The organism is Sporosarcina sp. FA15, assembly GCF_051550195.1.
In the GTDB taxonomy this organism is placed as follows: Bacteria; Bacillota; Bacilli; order Bacillales_A; family Planococcaceae; genus Sporosarcina; species Sporosarcina psychrophila.
Genome location: NZ_CP188818.1, coordinates 4,050,977 through 4,072,445, shown reverse-complemented (window position 1 = coordinate 4,072,445; position 21,469 = coordinate 4,050,977). Strand labels below are relative to the sequence as shown.

The window sequence follows — 21,469 nt, the reverse complement described above, 5'->3', positions numbered from 1 at the left end:
ATGCCTTGTAATCTACATATGTTGACCATTATCTGATTCCTGTAATCTGACCAGAAAAAAGGCCGAAGATTTCTCTCCAGCCTACTTTCATTTATCGTCTTTAGTGTCTATCTTTTTTACTTCTTTTACTTCTTTTACTTCTTTTACTTCTTTTACTTCTTCAGCATTTATAACCTCTTCAGCATCTTCTACAACCAGTTCAGGATGCTTGTAATAGAACTTGCGGCCTAAGTACGTTTGGAAGATAAGGAGAAGTCCCCCAACTGCCCAGTAAAGGGGTAGTGCTGCCATCGCCTTGAATGAAATGAACATAATCATAACTGGCGATAAGTAAATAAATGCTTTCATCTGTTTCTTCTGCTGCTCCGGCATTGTCCATAGTGATACACGTGCTTGGACGAAGTAAACTGCACCAGCAAGAACCATCATAATCATATCCGGCTCTCCGAGATTAAACCAAAGAAACTCATGTGTTTGTACTTCAGTAGAATTGAGGATAGCAAAGTAGAGACCCATGATGATTGGCATCTGGATGACTAACGGAAGACAACCCATATTAAGTGGATTGACACCATGCTTCGAATAAAGTCCCATCATTTCTTGCTGAAGCTTCACTTGCTCATCTTTTTGTTCTTTTTCTTTTGCTTCTTTCAAACGCTTTTGAATGTCTTCCATCTCAGGGCGGAGCGCATCCATTTTAACTTTCATATTCTGTTGCGACTTATAGTTTTTCAGCATAAGCGGCATTAGGACCAACCGGATTAATACCGTAATGAGTATAATCGACAGGCCGTAATTCCCATTGAAGAAATCACTGAAAAAATGCAGTAACCAATCCATCGGCTTAACGAAAAGATTATAAAATGTACCTTCTTTGTTCTCGATGCCTGCACAACCGCTTAGAAAAACGGCAGTGGTCATTAACATCGTAACTAATCCAATTTTCTTCTTCATTAGATTCACCTTCACTATTTCAAACTATTAAAAAGTATACCTTACCTAGTCCTCAAATTACAACGATTGACCGTTCGGAAAATTTTTTCTTCCCCAGTAATGGAGTAACGAAAATAATCTCCTGCCAGACCTCTTCGGAATTGCCTAGGTGTTTGACCGGTTTATTTTTTATCTATGCGTGTGAAATAACTTTGATTACAAAATAGAATCGCTCAGATATATCAGAAATTTTATTTTCAGGAAAACATAGGTAGTATTGAGATTCTTCCAGAGCACAAAATTTTCGTATGTACTTCATAAATTTCATTCTGTTCCGTCTTCACGAGTAGAATCCTGGAGGAGCTTCTGGGTTGTTGCCTGTCGTATATATTTTTCATTCTTCCCTCAATACCCAAATGCAAGAATCCCTAACATAATTTAATAAAAAAACACTTCCATGTAGGAAGTGTTTTTGGTATCGTACTACATTTTTATTTGATGGATTGTTCCGCGCCTAATTCGTTTTGTTCTTTTTTATGGTAGAGTCCATCTGTTTCAGGGGTCATCTTCACATCATCTTCAATTTCTTGGTTATAATAGTGGACACTCGTTTGAGCACCTTCACTTACCATTTTGTTATCTTGAAGATCATATGGATCCGAATGTCCGACTTTAGTTTCGGAAGATCTATTCAACTTTTGTGATTCGATGAATGAATCAACTTTTGTTTTCATATTACTAAAAGCCACTTGTGCCTTATCCCTATTTTCTTTTTTACTGAAGTAGGCATAAGCCCCCGCCGCCATCGTTGCAAGTAATAAATTATTATTTCGTTTACGACCCATTCAAATCATTCCTCCCAGATTTAATGAAAAAAGTATTGTATAGAGAGTATACCCTCATCTGCCAGTTTAGAAACTTTCATTTTCATACGTTTGATAAAATCATATCCACATGCGGAATTCCACCATCTTCATAAGGCTCCGAAATCGCATTAAATCCATGCTTCTCATAAAATCCAACAAGATGTTGCTGAGCCTGCAATCGAATCTTTTCAGGTTTCCAATGTTTCTTGGTAAAGTCAACGCTTCGTTCCATAAGAATATGTGCAAGCCCTGTGCCCCTTTTGTCCTCTCTGATGATGACCCGACCAATGGATGGCTCCAAATACTTCACACTAGCCGGAAGAAGCCGTGCATAGGCGGCCAGTCCTTCCTCATCGCTACAGAATATATGAATCGCATCGTAATCATGACCATCAACTTCATGATACGCACAATTTTGCTCCACGATGAATACATCAACACGTAACTTCAACATTTCATATACTTCATGACCGCTTAATTCCCCAAATCCGTTATAAGTCCACTTCATCCAGCATCTCTCCCATATATATCATTTTCATTACATTGGTAGTTTTCATCCAAGTTATTTGTTATGATTACAAAAAGAAATGCAGAGGTGACAGTGCAATGATCCGACTAATGACTGCCATGGATAGTATGCACGTTCAACAGATTGTTTTTAAGACTTGGAACGAAACCTATAAAGATATTATTCCAGCAGAAATCCAAAAGAAATTTATCAATCGCTCCTACTCAGAAGCGATGCTATTGAAGCGCATGGAGAAAACGTATGTGCTAGTAGCCGAATGTGAAGGTATTCCTATCGGTTTTTCCAGTTTCACGAAAAAAGATGAAGATGGCGATTCTGAATTGACTGCTATGTATATTTTACCATCGCATCAGAAAATGGGCTATGGTAAAAAGTTAGTTGAATACTCTTTGTCGTTACTTTCAGACGCACAAAAACTATTTGTTTATGTAGACGAACGCAATACGGTTGGACGAGCCTTTTATGAGAAACAAGGCTTTGAGTTACTTGATATCTTTGAAGAATATTTCGAGGGTTACCCTGTAGTAACAGCCCAATATGTATTTTGTATTCATTCCCCAGCACTTGCCTTACACTAAAAAACACTTTCCCCCAATTGGAGGAAAGTGTTTTTTTTACATTATTATAAAGGTCTCATTGTTCCATCATACTTATCATCCACGAACTGCGACTCCTGTGTTAGTGGTGGTTTCTTGGTAAAACAAAGGATTCCAGCAATGTACAGAAGAATTGAAGTCAAGGAAAGAATCCCTGCAGTCAAACCTGCGATAATGAACATAATCCCAGCAAGCTTAGGATTTTTGTTCTTCCAAATGCTCACAATCCCAATTATCGTCAAGATAAAACTAATGATTAAGCTGATAATGATTAACCACATAAACCCACCTACTAGGGAAAAGACCGAATAAATTGACTCTAGTTCCATTGGTGTTAGCGTCGGATCATATGCCATCATCTCCGAATCGAATTCTACACGGAACATCGGCTCCGACTTCACATAGTTAAATAAAGCCAGTGAGGCGAAACTTAGAATAACACCTACTGCCGTAAATATGACACTTATTATCGATAATACTCTTTCTACTGTACGGCTCATGATATACACCTCTCTCTTAATCTCTATATATGATTATACGTTCAACTGAAGGATAGGTTTCACTTTTTCAAACAATAACATGACAAAGATGTTTCATTAAATAGTGAACGGGTATTCTGTATATATGCAGGCATCATAGCCCAAATTAGGAAAGGGGACGATACAAATGGAGAAGAAACTGATTTTCAGTCAAGCCGACATGATGTATACTGTCGCCGGAGCTACTGTATTAACTAGTATAGTGTACTTAATTACTTTATTGTGAGGGATTTGAATGAATCGAACTTTACCGCGTGAAATATAAAAGGCAATCCTTAGTTTTATAACTAAATGGATTGCCTTTTATTATTTTTCACACTTTTACATCATCATAATCTTTGTAGCGTTCAAAAGCTGTTACAACATACGAGCAGACAGGCTCCATTTTTAACTCTTGTTCACGCGCATAACTCGCTGCACGGTCCAGTATTTTTTTTGCAACGCCTTGTCCTCGGAGTTCAGGTGAAACGAATGTATGATCCATCACCATCACATCCCCAAGAATTGTCCATGTAATTTCTGCAAGCATCGCTCCATTTTGTTCATAACGGAACGCGAATGCATCCCCGCCCAATTCAACAAATTCGAATTCCATCTAAACTACCCCTTTTCAATAAATTCTCCTTCATAATACAACATTTTACTTCCCGATTACTTAAACCAAGACTGAACGGATTCGAAAAGGTTCGCAAAGAACTCCTTCACACTTTCCCAAAAGCCAGGATCAATATCACCGAGTGTTTCTTTTATTTTCGATGTCATATCCGATAATTGCTCAGATAATTTATTGAAATCGATATCTAAATTTCTAATTCTGTCCATTAAGTCTATGAGCAATTGCCGATCCGCATCACTTAAATTAATATTAAGCTTTTTCATTTGCTCTGTGACAATTTTCTCAACCTCTTCTTTTGTCGCCGGATTTTTCTCTGCGATTTGCTTTTTAATTTCCGTTAGAAGCTCGGCTACTTTGTCACTATCGACACCGGGTTCTTTCGCAAACTTCGTCGCAAGATTCAATTCATCATTTGCGACATCAGTCCGCTCTGTATCAAGTTTCTCACCAGTCACTTCATAGGCTTTGTATATTCCAACTAACGCGGAATGGCCCGTCACTTTTTTCGGTGAGGCTACCTCGACAATTGCGTCTTCGATTCCGGCCGTTAACATTGCCGTTGCATAGATTTCTGGTGTCACCTGTGTAATATTATCCTGTGTAACAATAGTGATGACAAGCCCTTTGCCTTCTTCCTGCCTCGTGATTTTAGCTGAAGAATACATACGTGCCTTGCCATTGCCATCTTTAATATATTTCACAAGGTCACTGCCATCAACGGATATTTCTTCCACTTCCGCTTCTTGTGCAACACCCAAACTATTCTTCACACTTTCTTTTTCTGCGTCTGATAAATCTGCACCGTAAACAACGATTGGTACACCTAGTTTTTCATTGATGACTGGATCTTCTGCATGTACGGTCGCCGGAACCGTGATTCCGATTACCAGTACAGCCGCCATCATTATTGTCAGTAGACGTTTCATGTTGATTCCCCCTCTTTCTAGGAATTAATACGATTCCCGGTTGATAAAGGTTCCCGAACTTCGGTATTATTTCAACAATGTCCATCCATCATTCTGTTCAATTCTGCCTTCTTTCATGAGTTTACCAAGTGCACGTTTGAATGATGCTTTACTCATATTGAACATTTCTTTTATCTCGTCAGGTGTTGATTTATCCGTGAAGGGCATACGTCCCTTAGCTTCATTCAAATAACGAAGGATTTTTTCAGCATCGTCTCCCTGACGCTCCTCTTTACGAGGCAACATCGATCCGTTCACTGTTCCATCTTCACGGACACCAATAATACGGACAGTCATTTCTTGGCCGAGACGAGGTTCACGTTCCTGTTCTGTATTGTGGATGAAAATACGGTAATTTTCAGGAATGCTAAGCATAAACGAACCAACTGGTAACAAGCGATACGCTCTTGCCTTCAAGTCCATGTTAAAGACGGAAGTAGGCGCTTCAATGATTTGTTCTAATACGCGTTCTTCTGTAGCAAGTCGGCCGAAAATAGTACCGCCCAAATCCATTCGAAGCGTCATATACAACGCATCGTCTACCTTTGGCCATAGAGCCCGCACTTTAGGCATATCATTTTTATTCACAAGCACTTCGATTGAAGAACCGATATCAACATAAACACCTTCATGGTCATCCACACGTATTACACGTGCCCAGCCAAATGTCTCAGCTGTCATGTGTGGAATCTCCATCGTCGCAGAAAGCTCTCCGCGTCTATTCATGTAAAGGAAAACTTTTACTTTATCTCCTTCTTGAATGTTTTCGTCTGCATCAGATGCATTCAACATAATATGTTCTTGTTCGCTATCGCCACCCAATATCCATCTTGAACCGTCTTGCTCCAACACTTCTAACTCCACCGCATAACCTGATTTTAGTTGTTCCATTATTTATCTACCTCTTTCTCCTGATCCATTACACGTAATTTTCTAACAAATTCTTCGTCTTGTCCCATCGCTTCGACCAGATCAGTTATTCGATCCATCGCATTCCAGCTTAGGTGATGTTCAATTCCTTCCACGTCCCCATAAATATTTTCTTCATCGACTCCAATAATGCGAAGAAACTGTTCAAGGAGATCATGACGTCGAACAAGTTTTTTTCCGAACGAAAACCCTTTTCCTGTCAATTCGAGACCTTTGTAGCGTTCATAAACAATATAGCCTTCCTTGTCGAGACGCTGAGCCATTTTTGTAACGGATGAAGGGAGAACCGCCAAGGATTCAGCTACATCCGATACACGTGCAACGCCTTTCGCTTCGATATGCAAATAAATCTGTTCAAGATAATCTTCCATACCTGGTGTTGCCAACTGTACCGCCTCCAGTATGTATACCCAGTCTCATTCCCAATCACTACTTTTCAAACGTCCCTAGTTTAACTTTTAATTGGCGGGGGTAAAGATAGAATACATCAGTAAAGGGGGAATTCACATGGGTCGAATTATATGGTTACTCATTGTAGCATTATTCGTGTTTTGGTTGTTAGGTCTCGTATTCAAGATTGGCGGAGGACTAATTCACATTCTTCTAGTCATCGCGGTTATTGCATTTATTTTCAATCTTATTTCCGGAAAACGAAGCGTGTAACGAAAGGGATGTCGACATTAGTCGGCATCCCTTTTTTAGTGTCTAGCTTCAGCGGCCAGACGCTCGGGTCATAAGCCAGACCAGCTAGGAAGGATTGAACTGCATCCTTCCCGGGTAAAGAACACCGCGTCGCCGGTCCGTCTTATGCCTGTCGCGTCTATGCGGGCCGCTTCCGCTTTTCTTGTCTAGCTACAGGCGCCAGCCCCTCGAGTCGCTTCATTTTTTCAGATAAAGGCAAAGTACGCCTTTTTCTGAAAGACCTCCAGCGCTTTTCGGAGCTAGACGGCGCCTGGAGCTTAGGCCTACACGAAGTAGGTCATGCAGCTGTTGCGACAGAACGTCGCGCACTTAAGCTGCATTCCTTATATTGTCTAGCTACAGCGGCCAGACGCTCGGGTCATAAGCCAGACCAGCTAGGAAGGATTGAACTGCATCCTTCCCGGGTAAAGAGCACCGCGTCGCCGGTCCGTTTTATGCCTGTCGCGTCTATACGGGCCGCTTCCGCTTTTCTTTAGTCTATTTTCGCATAGATGCATGTATTTCGTAAAACATTACCATCGGGGGATAAGGAATCTTGTTTCAAAATTCCTTCGAGGGTGAACCCTGCACGTTCTGCGACGCTACGACTTTTCATGTTTTCTTCATCACAACGAATTTCCACTCTGCGCGCTCCAAGCTTTTCGAAGGCAAATTTTTCAATATGTTTAACGGCTTCGGTCATATAGCCCTGGCCTTCAAATTCTGTAGCTAGCCAGTAGCCAATCTCGAATTTCGGAATCGACCAATCGATTCGATGTAGTCCCGATGAACCGACAAACTTCCCGGTTTCTTTATGGTAAACATGGAAGCGCAGGTCTTGTCTTGTGATGAAATTTGCAACTGCTTTTCGCAAGCTTTCTTCTGTCATATGCAGCTCCGGTTCCGGTTGCGCCCATGGCATCCACTTGCGAAGCGCAGGTAATGAAGCCCTAATCGCATTCCAAGCATCTGTTGCATCGCCAAGTTCAGGAGCCCGAATGACAAGCCGTTCTGATTCGAATGACTCCGCGAAATCCGGGATACGAGGGGATGCCGCAGAACCTCGTGACTTCTCTCCGTCTTCCCAAATCACAGGCGTTGTCGTTCCCGCCATGAAATCTTCCCGCGTAATACCATAGGTCACTGCATCATAATAGGAATGTTCTTTAGGCGAAAACCAAGCTTTCCGAAGATGTGCTTCCTTGACAAAGCCTGCACGTTCGAACGTTTTTCGCATCGCAAGATTATCTTGTCTCGTATGACCTTCGAGACGAATTTTCTTGCCTGGCAATCCGAATACATATTCCGCGACAAGTCGAAGAGCCTTCGGGCCGTAGCCATATCCCCTCGACATATCTGCAATACGTAAATCGAACAACGGAATTTCATCTTGCAAGTCGTAAATTTTTACGATTCCTACTTTTTCTCCGGCGTCATTTTCCACCCAAAACGTTTTGACTTCATCCGACTCATAGCCGCCCTCTTCGATTGTTTTTTCAATCAAATGACGTCCCGGATCAGAGTTACCGTGGTAAGGCCACGTATTAGTTGTCATGAAATGAATAAGTTGCTCCTGCTCTTCCATTGTCCACTCTTGTAAATACATTAGAATTCGCCTCCGTATAGAAACTACTTACTTATGAACGCGTAGCAACCGCAACGAGTTCAGCACAACGAGTAGCGTGGCACCCATATCCGCGAAGATGGCAATCCATAATGTCAGCCAACCGGGAATGATAAGAAGCAATGCTATAATTTTTAAGCCTAATGCAAACATAATGTTTTCTTTGATGATTCGCAATGTTTTTCGGCTTAATTTCATTGTATAAGGTAATTTCCCTAAATCATCTGCCATTAGTGCAATATCTGCTGTTTCCAATGCAGCGTCCGTTCCCGCTCCACCCATTGCTATACCAACTGAAGCTGCAGCTAAGGCAGGCGCGTCATTGATGCCATCACCAACCATGGCAACACGGCCATATTCGTCACTCAATTGTTTAATCGCTGTTAATTTGTCTTCCGGCATTAGTCCGGCGCGTACATCCGTAACACCGAGCTCAGCAGCAATTGCTTCTGCCGTTACTTGGTGATCGCCTGTCAGCATGACTGTATGACGGATACCTATACTTTTCAGTTGTTCAAGGACGTCACGACTTTCCGCACGTATGGGATCCGCCACGGCTAGCAGTCCGCTAAAATCAGTACCCGTGACAATCGCCATGACAGACTTTCCTTGTCGTTGAAGGGATGCCGCTTGCTGTAATATATCTTCTGGCAATGAAGAAAGTTCTTGTGCCCAGCTTAGGCTGCCAATATAAGTCGTCATGCCATCAATTTCAGCATAAGCGCCTTTTCCGGTAACCGATTGAAAATTGGACACAGCGACTTTCTGCGCACCATGTTGATGCGCGTAATCGACAACCGCTTTTGCAAGCGGATGCTGTGACATTGACTCGACTGCTGCGATTGCACTTAATAATTGCTCTTGAGCGATTTCTTTACCTACGATGAAATCCGTTACTTCCGGATACCCTTTCGTTAACGTTCCGGTTTTATCGAACGCAATAACGTCAAGTCTTCCTGTTTCTTCGAGGTGGATACCGCCTTTAATCAGCACGCCTTGACGCGCCGCGTTACCAATCGCTGTGACAATCGCAACTGGTGTAGAGACAACAAGTGCACACGGACAGCCGACGACGAGTACAGCAAGACCTTGGTAGATCCACGCGTTCCAATCGCCACCGAGTAATGGTGGTATTATGGCCACAAGAATTGCAATCACGATGATTGCAGGTGTGTAGTATTTCGCGAATTTATCAACGAACTTTTGAGATGGTGCTTTTTCTGCTTGCGCATCTTCTACGAGATGGATGATCTTCGCAATTGTTGTATCGCCGACAAGCTTTGTAACCGTTACTTCAAGTGCACCCTCTTCATTAAGCGTGCCCGCGAATACATTATCACCAGATTTTTTTTGGACAGGGATGGATTCCCCTGTAATCGCTGCTTGATTGACCGTAGATGAACCCGTTAGAACAGCGCCGTCCATAGCGATTTTCTGACCTGGTTTTACGATTAGAATATCGCCAACGATGATGTCTTCTGTCGGAAGTTCCATAAACGTTTCCCCTCGTTTTACGAGGGCGGAAGGCGGTGCAATATCCATCAATTGTCGGATGGACTGTCGTGCTTTATTCATTGAATAGGCTTCTAACGCTTCACTAACCGCAAACAGGAAGACGACAACCGCACCTTCACGCCATTCCCCAATAATGGCAGCACCAATAATGGCAATCGTCATCAGCGTTTTCATATCGAATTCGAAACGGACTAAATTTCGCAATCCTGTTTTGAATATGCTCGTTCCACCAATTACAATGGCAATTGCAAATAGGGCAATCGCTGCAGGATGTGTTTCAGCGTAACGAAATGACACATACATCCCTATTAGTAAGAAAAGCAATGAAAAAAGGGTAACGAGATTTTCTTTCCGTTTAAAGAAAGACGTTTTCGGCTCAATCTTCTTATTCTGAAGTGGGACAACTTTAATGCCGTCAAAAGCACCTGCCGCTTCGAGGTCTTCAATCGTTGCACTGCCACTAAACGCTAATTTTGATGCACCGAAATTCACTTGTACATCCTCAATAGAAGGCAGGTTTTTAACGTTTTTTTCAAACTTCATCGCACAACTGGCACATGTTAAATTCTCCAACCTATATTCTTTTTTCTCAACCGTTGCCATGCTCAACACCCTCTATCGTATGCTCGTGTGCGACTTTCACAAGTTGGTGGACGTGATCGTCTGCGAGCGAATAGTAAACCATCTTCCCTTTTCTCCTTGATTTAGCAAGTGCTTGTTCGCGCAAATAACGTAAGTGATGGGAAGCTGTCGCAACGGAAGAACCAATCACTGCCGCAACGTCACATACACACATTTCTTCTTCTAGTGTCAGCGAAAAAGCAATTTTTAATCTAGTTTCATCCGCCAATGCCTTAAATATCGCAACAGCCGCACCCACATCAGGGAGCGCCTTCTGTACCCGATTCACAACTTCTTCATGAACCGTTGTCACTTCACAAACTTCTTTTACCGTCATATTTACACCTCATTCAAATGGTTGTTTGATTAACTTTAGTATATGTAATTCCTCTTGCAATTGCAAGGCTAATCAAACGGCGCTTTGAATGTATATTTCCCATTTAATTAATTACTCAAAAGAAGGGTTTAACAGATAGGTGTAGAACACTTATACTTACTAACAATGTAACTTTACATGTCAGACATACGAAAGTAGGGATTCCGATGTATAACCGAATACTAGTCGCGGTCGACGGCTCAGTAAACTCGCACCGCGCAGCCAAACATGCCGCTCAACTTGCCTCGTTATGCCAAGGAGTGGCCGTTGAAATCCTTTATATCCTTGAGTTTGACCGAACACGTTCAGATGTACTTGATAATGCCAGCAGTGATGATCTCCATATCGATCGCAAGAAGCGACTCATGCCCATCGAGGAGGCTTTCGAGCAGTTTCAAATCCCCTTTAAGCTCGTCATCAAACACGGTGACCCTGGACCAATCATCGTTAATTTTGCCAATAGTGGTGAATTCGATCTTGTCGTTCTCGGTAGCCGTGGCCTGAATACTTTTCAGGAAATGGTGCTAGGCAGTGTGAGTCATAAAGTAGCAAAACGTGTGACAGCACCGGTTTTGATTGTTAAATAACAGAGGCTCTTAGCGGTGGATAAGATAATGCATCGGTTTACCCGCGTTTCCAAAGTTTCACCAAATTAAAAACGGGGCGCATTAGCGCTCCGCTTTTAACTTCAACGTATATCCTTCTTTAATGTCCCCATCCAAAACAGTTTCATGGTAATTACCATTCACCCAGTCATCTGCTTGATCGTGGAACCATTGCGATTTTATGTGGCCACTTTGACCCGGCCCTACAATATGATTCGCTTTCGATAAATCGGACAAATCGGCAACAAAGCGCCAAGGTGCACCGTGATTTACAGTACCATCTGCCTGAAATGCTGCAGCCTGGACTGTAACATTCGAACCGCCGATTGCCTGTTTCTTCGGATTCAAGAAATATTCAAAGATTGGAGATGCGCCTGATAGAGCGTGCGGAAACTCCAACTGATGGAAATCTCCCCATTGCCAATCCGCGATTTTATCACCGAACAATCCTTCAATCTCTTCGATTGAATTTACAAATGAATCGAAGACCCACTTATCAACACCGCCATACTCTTCCACCCAGGCCCCTGGTTCACTCGCATAAGCGTCGCGCAACATTTTGTCGGTAATTGTCCCTTTCGCCGGCAGAAGCTCATAAACGTCCTCAGGCATCGTTGCACTGAGCATGCCAATTGGCAATTGTTTTATCCATTTATGAAAGACAAGTGGTGCCGCCGCATCTGCGGAATCATATTGATCCCACTCGCGAAGCATTTTTACAATTTCTTTGTACTTTCCGACAGCGGCGTCTTTCATTTCAATTGAACCAATCATATCGTCCAAGAACTCACGAGCGTATAAGTTCTTCTGATCCATCTGCAATTTCATCATATCTTCCGCCGTGAAATTATCTCCTTCGCGAAGCACTTCCGCTATTCGTTCATAGCGATAAGGCTGTGCCCAAAGTTTTGTAATATGATACGGATATGAATCGTCAACAATTTGATTATTTGCTGTGGCAATGAACCCTTCTTTAGGATTCACGACACGCGGTAATTCATCATATGGAATGTAGCCCGTCCAGCCATAATCGGAAGAGTCGCCTGGTACAGGCAATTGCGCATCCCCTTGTTTCCTGATAGGAATACGACCGTTCGCTTTATAAGCAATAGTGCCGTCATTCGCCGCAAACACAAAGTTCTGTGCTGGTGCATGGAAGTCTTCCAAAGCCATCTCAAAACTTTCCCAGTTGGAAGCTTTGTTCATCTTCATAATCGCTTCGAGTTCTTTTGTCGGTTCCAGTGCTGTCCATTGCATTGAAAACAGCGCGTTTGGATCTTCATCTTTGTAAAGAATGTCCGAAATAATCGGGCCATGTCGCGTAACCATTACTTCAAACGGTACATCCTCCTCGCCTTTTACAGAAATCGTTTCATCTCTTACCTCAGCCTGTTCCCATTCTCCATCATAGAGAAATTGTGTCCGATCTTCAGGATTCGGAGTTTCGATATATAGATCTTGTACGTCAGGTCCAACGTTCGTCACACCCCATGCAACGTCGTCATTATGCCCAAGAATAATTCCTGGAATCCCTGCAAAAATAACACCGCTAACGTTTTGTTCAGGTGATTGCAAATGCATCTGATACCAGATCGCCGGCGTATCAAGCCCGAGATGCGGATCATCTGCTAGAAGCGGTAATCCTGAAGCCGTTTTATCCCCCGACACGACCCAGTTGTTACTACCGTTGAATTCAGGCGGCACAAGACCAGGGTCGAACTGACCAGCCACAGCGACCGGATTCGCAATGTTAGCCTCAATAATAGAAGAAGCATTTTCCGGATAAACGGTGAACAACTCCCGTGCTAATTCTTCCGAGAAATTATTCAACGCCCAATGCCTGACCGCTAAACTATCCCAGTTTCCGCCGAGGTCATAAGCCATATACTTACCTATCGTCAGCGAATCGATTTCTGTCCATGGTTCAGGCGTGTAGCCCAGGACCTTGAATTCATACGGAAACTTCCCATCTCGCTCCGCCTCCTCAATAAATGCATTGACTCCTTCCGCATACCAGCTGAGCACCTTTTTCCCTTCCTCACCATAGCCGTCATAAGACGCTTCGGCCGCCGAGCGCAAACTAAATGTACGGAACTTCTTATCCGTTCCAACAGCCACTTCCCCAACTACTTCGGATAATCGACCACTCGCTTGCCTACGAGCCATATCCATTTGGAATAAACGGTCTTGAGCTTGCACATAGCCTTGAGTCCTATACAAATCCGCGTCCGATTCCGCCGTTATATGCGGTACGCCAAACTCATCCCGGACGATTGTCACATCTTCATCTAGAATTTCCACACTTACTTCTCCATCAATAAATGGTTTCGACTTCGCTATGTAACTATTTACAATAAGTAGTACCACAATAGCCAAAACTATAATTGATCCAAACACCGACAACATAATTTTTGGCCATTTCCCCATCCGTTTCCCCTGTTTCACCATTTCACGCACCTTCCCTATCTCCCTTAATGGTATTCTACTATTTCATTTATATTCCTTCTTTCTCCAAACAAACCTTAGGGCAAAAGTGGTAACTCAACACAACCGATTATATATCCGCGCTACCGAGCATTAACGCATCACAACCAATCATATATCCGCGATACCGAGCATAAACGAAACACAACCGATCATATATCCCCGACACCGAGCATTAACACATCACAACCGAGCATTAACACATCACAACCAATCATATATCCCTCACACCGAGCATTAACACAACACAAACAATCATATCCCCGACACCGAGCATTAACGCATCACAACCGATCATATATCCGCGATACCAAGCATTAACGCATCTCACCAATCATATATCCGCGATACCGAGCATTAACGAAACACAACCGATCATATATCCCTGACACCGAGCATTAACGCATCTCACCAATCATATATCCGCGATACCGAGCATTAACGAAACACAACCGATCATATATCCGCGCTACCGAGCATTAACACAGCACAACCAATCATCCATCCAAATCCCCTCAACAAAAAAAGGATAGGACAGCCACTAACGGCCGGTCCCATCCTCTTCTATTTTATCCTTATGCAAAACCTCATATAATTCATCCTCAGTAGAAATATCCGCTAACTTCACATTCGACCGGTAAGCCGCTCGGACGATCAAATGTCCGGCAACCGGTGCAGTTAGAAAGACGAACACAATTCCTAAAAGAAGGCGTACACTTACGAAATGTTGACTGAACAAAAAGTAAATAAAAGCGCCTGACAAGGTTAGCAAAACAGCGAGCGTCGAACTTTTCGTCGCAGCATGAGATCTCGTGTAGACATCAGGCAGCCGAAGCAATCCAAAGACACTGATTACGCTCGCAACTCCGCCTGTTAAAATCAGAAATGCGCCTACGAATTCACCTATCGTGTTTACGTTCAACGATAACACCCCTCTCGATGAATTTAGAGAAGGCAATTGTACCGATGAACGATAGAATTCCCAAAATAAGAATGACTTCTAAAAATGCTTTCGTGTTCATCACCACTGAAATTACGGCTATCATAGCAATCAAGTTTACACCAATCATATCGAGCCCGATAACGCGGTCCGGCATCGAAGGGCCGAGAATGATTCGTATGACAGCTATTGCAATCGTTATTGAGAATAATACGAGCGAAGTCGTCAGCATTGCTTGAATCATCAGCGGGTCACCTCCATGATTGCTCTTTCAAAGTTATGCAGTTGCATCAAAAGTCCATCGCGAGATTGTTCGACGTCCATCGCGTGAATAAACAGGACATTTCCTTCAGGGGATACTTCCATGACGACAGACCCCGGGGTCAGCGTCAAAAGCAACGACAGCATCGTCACTTCTGAATCACTCTCTAAGACTGTTTCATATTTAAAAATACCCGGTTTAATTTTCAGCTTTGGGCTAAGTATTTGTTTCAATACAACTACGCTCGATTTGGTCAATTCGGATATGAAGATGAAAAGCAGCTTGAATGTCGCATACAAACGGCGCAAGTAGAATTGCGTGCCGAAAAATCTATGCATGAAAAATATGATTCCTATCCCAACCAGGAAGCCGGCAAAGAAAGTCGTAAACTTTAGCTCATCCTCATCGATTAAGAGCATCCAGAGCAGAGCTATAAATAAATTCAACAGTAACTGGGCTGGCATTAGCCTTCACCTCTTCTTTTCGGTCATTGGACGGGATTGTCTTCGATTAACGGTTGTCATTCAAAACCGCGTCTATATAGATATCAGGATTTGTCAGTGTTCGGGCTGCATCTGAAACGTATGGCGCAAGTGCCTCTGCTCCAACTCCCAGCGCAATTGTCAGTACACCAAACAGGACGAGTGGAATAAGCATCCCTTTTTTAAGCGGTACATCGTCATCTTCATTGATAATCGTTTCGCCCCAAAAGCAGTTTAGGAAAATCCGCAGAAGTGAATACAAAACGAAAATACTTGATAGGAACGCGATTGCAAGCAAGACGAACGCACCCGCCTCAATCGCCCCTTGGCCAACGTACACCTTTCCGATGAACCCGCTAAGCGGCGGAATTCCCGCAAGTGACAGCATTGTGATGAAGAACAGCCACCCAAGTAATGGATAATTGCGAATCAACCCACTCATATTTTCAATCCTTGCAGTTCCAGTTAAGTAGATCATCGTCCCTGCGATAAGGAATAACAAAGCTTTAATAATCATGTCATGGATAAGATAATAAATAGACCCTTGAATCGCCACTTCTGTCGAGACAGCAAGGCCAACGAGTATAAACCCTACTGCAATGACGACGTTATAGGACACAATCTTCCGGATATCATTGTAGGCGATTGCACCAATACTACCGCCAATCATCGTGATTCCCGCCATAATGCCAATCATCAAATGTGTAACACCAGGCTCGTGATAAAAAATGAGCGTAAACACGCGGAACATTGCATAGATACCGACTTTCGTAAGCAAAGCACCGAACAAAGCTGCAACTACTGTCGGTGGTGCACTGTATGACCCTGGCAACCAGAAATATAGAAGTAGTCCAGATTTCAAACTAAATACAATGAGGAAGACAATGCTAATCACTGTCAACAGCGGCCCTTGCCCGACTTCTGCAATACGTACTGATAGATGTGCCATATTAAGCGTACCTACCGTACCATATAAGTACGCGATTCCAACGAGGAAAAACCACGATGACAGTACATTTATAGTTATGTATTTAATTGATTCGACGAGTTGAACTTTCCTGCCTCCAAGTGTTATGAGCACATAAGAAGATAGAAGCATAACTTCAAAACAGACGAATAAGTTGAACAAGTCACCCGTTAGAAATGAACCATTAACGCCCGCAATCAGGAAAAAAACGAACGGATAAAAGAACATATTCTCATGCGCTCGACCAATCGACGAGAACGCATAAATTAGAAGGATTCCTGTTACAATCGCTGTCGTCAATACAAGTAGCATAGAGAATGAATCTGCGACAAATGAAATTCCGTATGGTGGCAACCAGCCCCCGAAATCGAGCCGTAAAATACCGTCCGCCTGAATCATGTTCAAAATATAAACACTGATCGCTACGGTTGCTACGATTGAAACAAGACTGAACGCCCGTTGAACTTTCACATAAGGCCGGAGAAATACAAGTAAAATCCCTGTTAACAAAGGTATAATCATTGGCATAACTATAATATTATTCATCTTTGAACCCTCTCAATGCAGCGAGATTGTCCGACCCAGTCTCTTTGTATGTTCGATATGCAAGCACCAGTAAAAAGGAAGTCACTGCGAAACTGATCACTATTGCAGTCAGGATAAGTGCCTGTGGAAGAGCATCCGTGTAGCTCTCCGCATTTTCACCTAATAGTGGGACTGCTCCTTTTTTCAAGCCGCCCATCGTCATTAATAGCAAATGCACAGCATGCGACAGGATTGCCGTCCCTAAAATGACCCGAACTAGACTTTTAGATAGCAGCAAGTAGACAGCGACCGTTACAAGGACTCCAACGAGTATCGTTATTAACGTTTCCAACAGCTACACATCCTCACTAATACTTAAAATAATCGTTACAACAACACCGACAACAGTCAGTGCAACCCCTGCCTCAAACAGCACGACCGTCGCTAATTCCGTTTCCCCGAACACTGGCAAGTTGAAATGACTAGCCGTCTGTGTAAGGAATGAAGCACCGAATAGAACTGATCCTAAACCCGTTCCGACTGCAAGCAATACACCAAACGCTGCAATCTTCTTGAAATCGAATGGGATGCCCTTATGGACTGTTTCGATATCGAACACCAAATAGAGAAGAACGAACGCGGAAGATAGGACGAGACCACCAATGAATCCACCTCCCGGATTATTATGACCGGAAAGGAACAATTCCACGCCGAACGTCAAAATGATGAAGACAACAATCTTCGTTACTGTCTGTAAAATGACATCATTAATCTTCAACGTCCTCGTCCCCCTTTCCAGCCTTCAGTTTAATCAATGTAAACACGCCAATACCGGCGATAAAAAGTACAACTACTTCGAGCATCGTATCGAATGCCCGGAAGTCACCCAATATCGTATTGACGATATTCTTTCCTCCCGCCAACTCATAAGCATCTTCAAAGTATACTGAAATCGACTCGAACATCTTATTGCCTTGTACGACGAGTGCAAGAACTGTAACAACCGTTCCTACCGAAATGGCAATAATGCCTTTGAAAACTTTTAATGACCTTGTCGATTTCTCCTTGCTCCATTCAGGTAAGAAATAGAAACATAAGAGGAATAACGCAGTCGTCACTGTTTCTACGATAATTTGTGTCAAAGCCAAATCTGGTGCCCGGAACACGACAAAGAGAATAGCAATTGAATAACCGAGAACACCATTTAACAGGATTGCCGTCATACGTGATTTTACAAAGATGATCGCAATACTCGCACCCATCATTACGAAGATGATGATATACTCGCTAACCGTGATGGGAGCATCGTTAGAAAAATCGATTGAAAACCCACCGGTCCATAACAGGCCGCCACCGACAGTTAGGATGAAAAAAACAAATATATATGCAAGATAATCCCTGAGGTATCCCGTCATATAAGTCCGAGTCAAGAAAGATGAAGCTTTCTCCGCCTGCGTCAACAAGCCGTTATACATAGAATCGAGATTCCAGCGCATAGGTGCAAGCGAGTAAACCCCGCGCCAATAACGAAGGAAGAAGTATAGCAATGCGCCCACTACGATAACACCAATTGTCATCATGATAGCTCCATTAAAACCATGCCAAGCAGTTATATGCGGGACAAGGCCTTCCGCACCTTCAAACGGAGGTAAAACCGAAGCCATTGCAGGCTTTAACAAATACTTTCCGACTACATTCGGGAAGAAGAAAATACCTACAACGAACAGTGCAAGAATCGACGGAGCAATCAGCATCCCAACTGGCGCTTCAAATGCTTTTCTATCAAGACGGTCCGGTTGATGTTTCCCAAGAAATGTCTGAAAAACGATAATCATGCTATAAACGAATGTCAACACGCTTGCAATCCAAGCAACAACAGGCAATAAGCTTCCCATAAGCGGCCCCATTGCGAAAATGTCGAGATTACGCACATTCAGTACGGATTCGAAAAACATTTCCTTACTAAGGAAACCGTTAAACGGCGGTAATCCTGCCATCGAAAAACTGCCGATAACAGCGATTGTAAACGTCACGGGCATGAGTGACATCAGTCCGCCAAGTCTACGAATATCTCGCGTTCCAACTTGATGATCGACAATACCAACGACCATAAAGAGAGCACCTTTGAACGTTGAATGGTTAATAAGATGGAACAAAGCGGCAAATGTCGCCTGTGTATAAATAACTGAGTCCGCGCTGTAGCCTTCGTTAAGCGCCGCTGAACCAAGTCCGAAGAGGCTCATGATCAGACCCAGTTGACTAATTGTTGAGTAGGCGAGCAATGCCTTCAGATCCGTTTGCCGCACCGCATTGACGGATCCCCAGAACAATGTAAATATCCCCACGCCAGTAACTGTATAAAACCACACCGCTTCCCCACCAAATACAGGTGTGAAGCGTGCGACAAGGTAAATCCCTGCCTTAACCATTGTCGCGGAATGTAAATAAGCACTGACCGGTGTCGGCGCTTCCATGGCATCTGGTAGCCAGATGTGGAATGGAAACTGGGCTGACTTCGTAAATGCACCAAGCAAAACGAGTAGCATTGCCGGTAAAAACAAACTTTCATTTGTATACTGACCAATTGTTGCAATGATTTCGCGCACACTGAACGACCCAGTCATTGTATGCAACATGATAAAACCAACAAGCATCCCTACTCCGCCAGATACAGTGATGAGCATTGATTTTTGTGCACCATACCTAGACTTTTTGCGGTGGTACCAAAATGCGATTAAAAGAAACGACGAAATACTCGTCAATTCCCAAAAAACATATAGCACCATTAAGTTGTCCGAGAATATTACTCCAAGCATCGAGCCCATGAACATCAAAAGATAAACGTAAAAACGCCCTAATGCTTCGCGTTCAGACAAATAATATATGGAATAGAGAATTACGAGGCTCCCTACCCCAGTAATTAAAAGGCCAAAAATCATACTGAGACCATCTAGATACGTCGTAAAATTGATCCCAGCAGAATCAATCCATTTAATCGTATGTATATATGTTTTCCCTCCTGCAATCGCGGGAATGAAACTGGCAAGATATATGAATAGGACGAGTGGAACGGACATGACAAACCACCCGATATTGCGACTGCGCACCCTCTTATAAATGAACGGGACGAGTAGAGCAGCCAAAAACGGGATAAAAATAGCTATCGTTATCGCCAACAAATGCAAACCTCCAATACTAAACAGATTAAGAAAAGCGCAAGGCGCGGTTTAGCCCCGATAAGTAGAAGGGATTAAGTTCGGACCCTCCCTACTGGTAATCTTGAAGATAAAGGCGTACTAAGCCTTTTCAGCCAGACCGAGGCTAATGGAAGGAAGTCTGAAGTCTAGACATCGACCCATGTAGAAAAATTTGTACCTTCTTACCTTTTAAAACAGTTGTAATAAACCACCTGAAAATCTACAGAAATACACAATCCATATTATGTATTACTTGTAAAACTCATTATTATATTGGGCAAACTTGACCTTCAGCGTGACTGGCGGGATAATAGGGAGCTATAGATAATAGTATTAGGGGAAGCTCAAAGAGATTACACAATAAATTATACACTATTACCATACTCTTAGCACTTTGAAGCATTCGCATCTTGTCAAATCGTTCATTTTCATATATAATTGTTTGGTTTTCAATCAGTACTAAACTTCTAACATGAATTCGACTAACCAAAATATAATTAAGAGGTGACTACCGTCATGGGCAAAGTAAAAGGTCGTATGGACGAGAGTATTCTCGTTTGTGTCTACTACGGTCCAAATGGTGAGCGTCTCATTAGGCGCGGACATAAAATTGCAACGATCATGGATTGTCCAATGTATATTTTAACAGTGGACCCGCTTCCTTATGATGAATTTGACGCGGAAAAATCCGAATATATCGATCGTTGGAAAGAACTCGCTGAAGAACTTGAAGTAGAAGATTTCATAATCCGGGATAATGAAAAACGTACTTCCGCAAAAGTTATTAAGGAAGTAGCTCATACACATAACATTACCCAAATCATTCTTGGGCAAACTGCTCAGAGTAGATGGGAAGAGATTACTAAAGGTTCGTTCATGAACGTATTGTTACGAGAAATCACATTCGTCGACTTCCATGTCGTTTCTGTCGATCGCGCCATCAGAGACGAGATTGACGGCATGTTCGAAAAAGGCGTACGTGCCTACTTAGTCGAAGACAGTAACGGTTTCCGCGTCAACTTCACGCTTTCAAAAGAAGTTCGCTTTGAAGGTATTTTCTTCAAAGAAGTTGGAACTGACTTCAACAATGGGATCTTCAAATTCATGAGTAACAATAAAATGTGCCAAGTGCACATTACAGACGACCAGGTAACCGACCCTGCACTGCTCTCTTGTAAAAACGCCAGATGATAAGAAAAGCGCAAGGCGCCTTTTA

Annotated in this window: 23 protein-coding genes; 4 read left to right on the top strand and 19 right to left on the bottom strand. The window is 42.9% G+C overall.

Annotation, left to right across the window (positions count from 1 at the left end):
- Positions 1-87: 87 nt before the first annotated feature.
- The 3 genes from yidC to ACP8HG_RS19350 all read right to left on the bottom strand — a co-directional run bounded on the left by yidC (position 88) and on the right by ACP8HG_RS19350 (position 2,307).
- Positions 88-954 carry a membrane protein insertase YidC gene (gene yidC, locus ACP8HG_RS19360; protein WP_354313199.1) on the bottom strand — a complete coding sequence of 289 codons (867 nt, stop codon included), beginning with the start codon at positions 952-954 and terminating at the stop codon, positions 88-90.
- 470 nt (positions 955-1,424) lie between these two features.
- Entirely contained in the window at positions 1,425-1,778 is a 354-nt protein-coding gene (locus ACP8HG_RS19355; RefSeq protein WP_187046544.1) for a hypothetical protein, read from the bottom strand.
- 82 nt (positions 1,779-1,860) lie between these two features.
- The gene (locus tag ACP8HG_RS19350) at positions 1,861-2,307 is read right to left on the bottom strand and encodes a GNAT family N-acetyltransferase (RefSeq protein WP_354313201.1); all 447 of its coding nucleotides are present in this window, start codon (positions 2,305-2,307) and stop codon (positions 1,861-1,863) included.
- Positions 2,308-2,405: 98 nt separating this feature from the next.
- On the opposite strand from ACP8HG_RS19350, the gene ACP8HG_RS19345 reads away from it, so the two are divergent.
- Positions 2,406-2,906 (top strand): GNAT family N-acetyltransferase, encoded by a 501-nt coding sequence (locus tag ACP8HG_RS19345; RefSeq protein WP_187046542.1) that lies wholly within the window; start codon positions 2,406-2,408, stop codon positions 2,904-2,906.
- A gap of 44 nt (positions 2,907-2,950) precedes the next feature.
- Here the strand turns inward: ACP8HG_RS19345 and ACP8HG_RS19340 are convergent, their stop codons facing one another.
- From ACP8HG_RS19340 to mntR, 5 genes are all read right to left on the bottom strand, one after another.
- Positions 2,951-3,424 (bottom strand): DUF4064 domain-containing protein, encoded by a 474-nt coding sequence (locus ACP8HG_RS19340; RefSeq protein ID WP_338653771.1) that lies wholly within the window; start codon positions 3,422-3,424, stop codon positions 2,951-2,953.
- A gap of 352 nt (positions 3,425-3,776) precedes the next feature.
- Complete coding sequence (locus ACP8HG_RS19335; RefSeq protein WP_067205236.1) at positions 3,777-4,058, bottom strand: GNAT family N-acetyltransferase; 282 nt, start codon at positions 4,056-4,058, stop codon at positions 3,777-3,779.
- Between the two features lie 56 nt (positions 4,059-4,114).
- Positions 4,115-5,005, bottom strand: a complete 891-nt coding sequence (locus ACP8HG_RS19330) for a DUF1002 domain-containing protein (protein WP_187046540.1) — start codon at positions 5,003-5,005, stop codon at positions 4,115-4,117.
- A 66-nt stretch (positions 5,006-5,071) separates the two neighbouring features.
- Positions 5,072-5,935 carry a CvfB family protein gene (locus ACP8HG_RS19325; RefSeq protein ID WP_438297675.1) on the bottom strand — a complete coding sequence of 288 codons (864 nt, stop codon included), beginning with the start codon at positions 5,933-5,935 and terminating at the stop codon, positions 5,072-5,074.
- The gene (gene mntR, locus ACP8HG_RS19320) at positions 5,935-6,360 is read right to left on the bottom strand and encodes a transcriptional regulator MntR (RefSeq protein ID WP_067205228.1); all 426 of its coding nucleotides are present in this window, start codon (positions 6,358-6,360) and stop codon (positions 5,935-5,937) included. The genes ACP8HG_RS19325 and mntR overlap by 1 nt, the downstream gene beginning before the upstream one ends.
- A gap of 121 nt (positions 6,361-6,481) precedes the next feature.
- On the opposite strand from mntR, the gene ACP8HG_RS19315 reads away from it, so the two are divergent.
- Positions 6,482-6,637, top strand: coding sequence for a lmo0937 family membrane protein (locus ACP8HG_RS19315; RefSeq protein ID WP_370569949.1), 156 nt, complete (start codon positions 6,482-6,484; stop codon positions 6,635-6,637).
- Between the two features lie 511 nt (positions 6,638-7,148).
- On the opposite strand, the gene ACP8HG_RS19310 is transcribed toward ACP8HG_RS19315, so the two are convergent.
- From ACP8HG_RS19310 to ACP8HG_RS19300, 3 genes are read right to left on the bottom strand one after another with little or no spacing between them, the layout of a single operon-like run.
- Complete coding sequence (locus ACP8HG_RS19310) at positions 7,149-8,261, bottom strand: GNAT family N-acetyltransferase (protein ID WP_067205225.1); 1,113 nt, start codon at positions 8,259-8,261, stop codon at positions 7,149-7,151.
- 27 nt (positions 8,262-8,288) lie between these two features.
- Positions 8,289-10,397, bottom strand: a complete 2,109-nt coding sequence (locus ACP8HG_RS19305; RefSeq protein WP_342539601.1) for a heavy metal translocating P-type ATPase — start codon at positions 10,395-10,397, stop codon at positions 8,289-8,291.
- Positions 10,384-10,752: an ArsR/SmtB family transcription factor gene (locus tag ACP8HG_RS19300; protein WP_067205220.1), complete on the bottom strand. Its 369-nt coding sequence runs from the start codon at positions 10,750-10,752 to the stop codon at positions 10,384-10,386. The genes ACP8HG_RS19305 and ACP8HG_RS19300 overlap by 14 nt, the downstream gene beginning before the upstream one ends.
- Before the next feature lie 206 nt (positions 10,753-10,958).
- Between ACP8HG_RS19300 and ACP8HG_RS19295 the strand changes: the two genes are divergently transcribed.
- On the top strand, positions 10,959-11,378 hold the full coding sequence (locus ACP8HG_RS19295; RefSeq protein WP_067205217.1) for a universal stress protein: 420 nt from the start codon (positions 10,959-10,961) through the stop codon (positions 11,376-11,378).
- Between the two features lie 81 nt (positions 11,379-11,459).
- Here the strand turns inward: ACP8HG_RS19295 and ACP8HG_RS19290 are convergent, their stop codons facing one another.
- From ACP8HG_RS19290 to ACP8HG_RS19255, 8 genes are all read right to left on the bottom strand, one after another.
- Complete coding sequence (locus ACP8HG_RS19290; RefSeq protein ID WP_438298679.1) at positions 11,460-13,844, bottom strand: penicillin acylase family protein; 2,385 nt, start codon at positions 13,842-13,844, stop codon at positions 11,460-11,462.
- A 577-nt stretch (positions 13,845-14,421) separates the two neighbouring features.
- Complete coding sequence (locus ACP8HG_RS19285; RefSeq protein ID WP_067205214.1) at positions 14,422-14,802, bottom strand: Na+/H+ antiporter subunit G; 381 nt, start codon at positions 14,800-14,802, stop codon at positions 14,422-14,424.
- Positions 14,780-15,064: a Na(+)/H(+) antiporter subunit F1 gene (locus ACP8HG_RS19280; protein ID WP_067205211.1), complete on the bottom strand. Its 285-nt coding sequence runs from the start codon at positions 15,062-15,064 to the stop codon at positions 14,780-14,782. The genes ACP8HG_RS19285 and ACP8HG_RS19280 overlap by 23 nt, the downstream gene beginning before the upstream one ends.
- Positions 15,064-15,546, bottom strand: coding sequence for a Na+/H+ antiporter subunit E (locus ACP8HG_RS19275; protein ID WP_067205208.1), 483 nt, complete (start codon positions 15,544-15,546; stop codon positions 15,064-15,066). Before ACP8HG_RS19275 ends, ACP8HG_RS19280 begins: the two co-directional genes overlap by 1 nt.
- A gap of 46 nt (positions 15,547-15,592) precedes the next feature.
- On the bottom strand, positions 15,593-17,077 hold the full coding sequence (locus tag ACP8HG_RS19270) for a Na+/H+ antiporter subunit D (protein WP_067205205.1): 1,485 nt from the start codon (positions 17,075-17,077) through the stop codon (positions 15,593-15,595).
- Entirely contained in the window at positions 17,070-17,408 is a 339-nt protein-coding gene (locus ACP8HG_RS19265) for a Na(+)/H(+) antiporter subunit C (RefSeq protein ID WP_067205202.1), read from the bottom strand. Before ACP8HG_RS19265 ends, ACP8HG_RS19270 begins: the two co-directional genes overlap by 8 nt.
- Positions 17,409-17,411: 3 nt before the next feature.
- Positions 17,412-17,834: a Na(+)/H(+) antiporter subunit B gene (locus tag ACP8HG_RS19260; RefSeq protein ID WP_067205198.1), complete on the bottom strand. Its 423-nt coding sequence runs from the start codon at positions 17,832-17,834 to the stop codon at positions 17,412-17,414.
- Complete coding sequence (locus ACP8HG_RS19255; RefSeq protein WP_197485357.1) at positions 17,824-20,235, bottom strand: Na+/H+ antiporter subunit A; 2,412 nt, start codon at positions 20,233-20,235, stop codon at positions 17,824-17,826. The genes ACP8HG_RS19260 and ACP8HG_RS19255 overlap by 11 nt, the downstream gene beginning before the upstream one ends.
- A gap of 534 nt (positions 20,236-20,769) precedes the next feature.
- Between ACP8HG_RS19255 and ACP8HG_RS19250 the strand changes: the two genes are divergently transcribed.
- A complete protein-coding gene (locus ACP8HG_RS19250) occupies positions 20,770-21,444 on the top strand; it encodes a histidine kinase (protein WP_067205195.1) in 675 nt (224 codons plus the stop codon).
- Positions 21,445-21,469 lie beyond the last annotated feature (25 nt).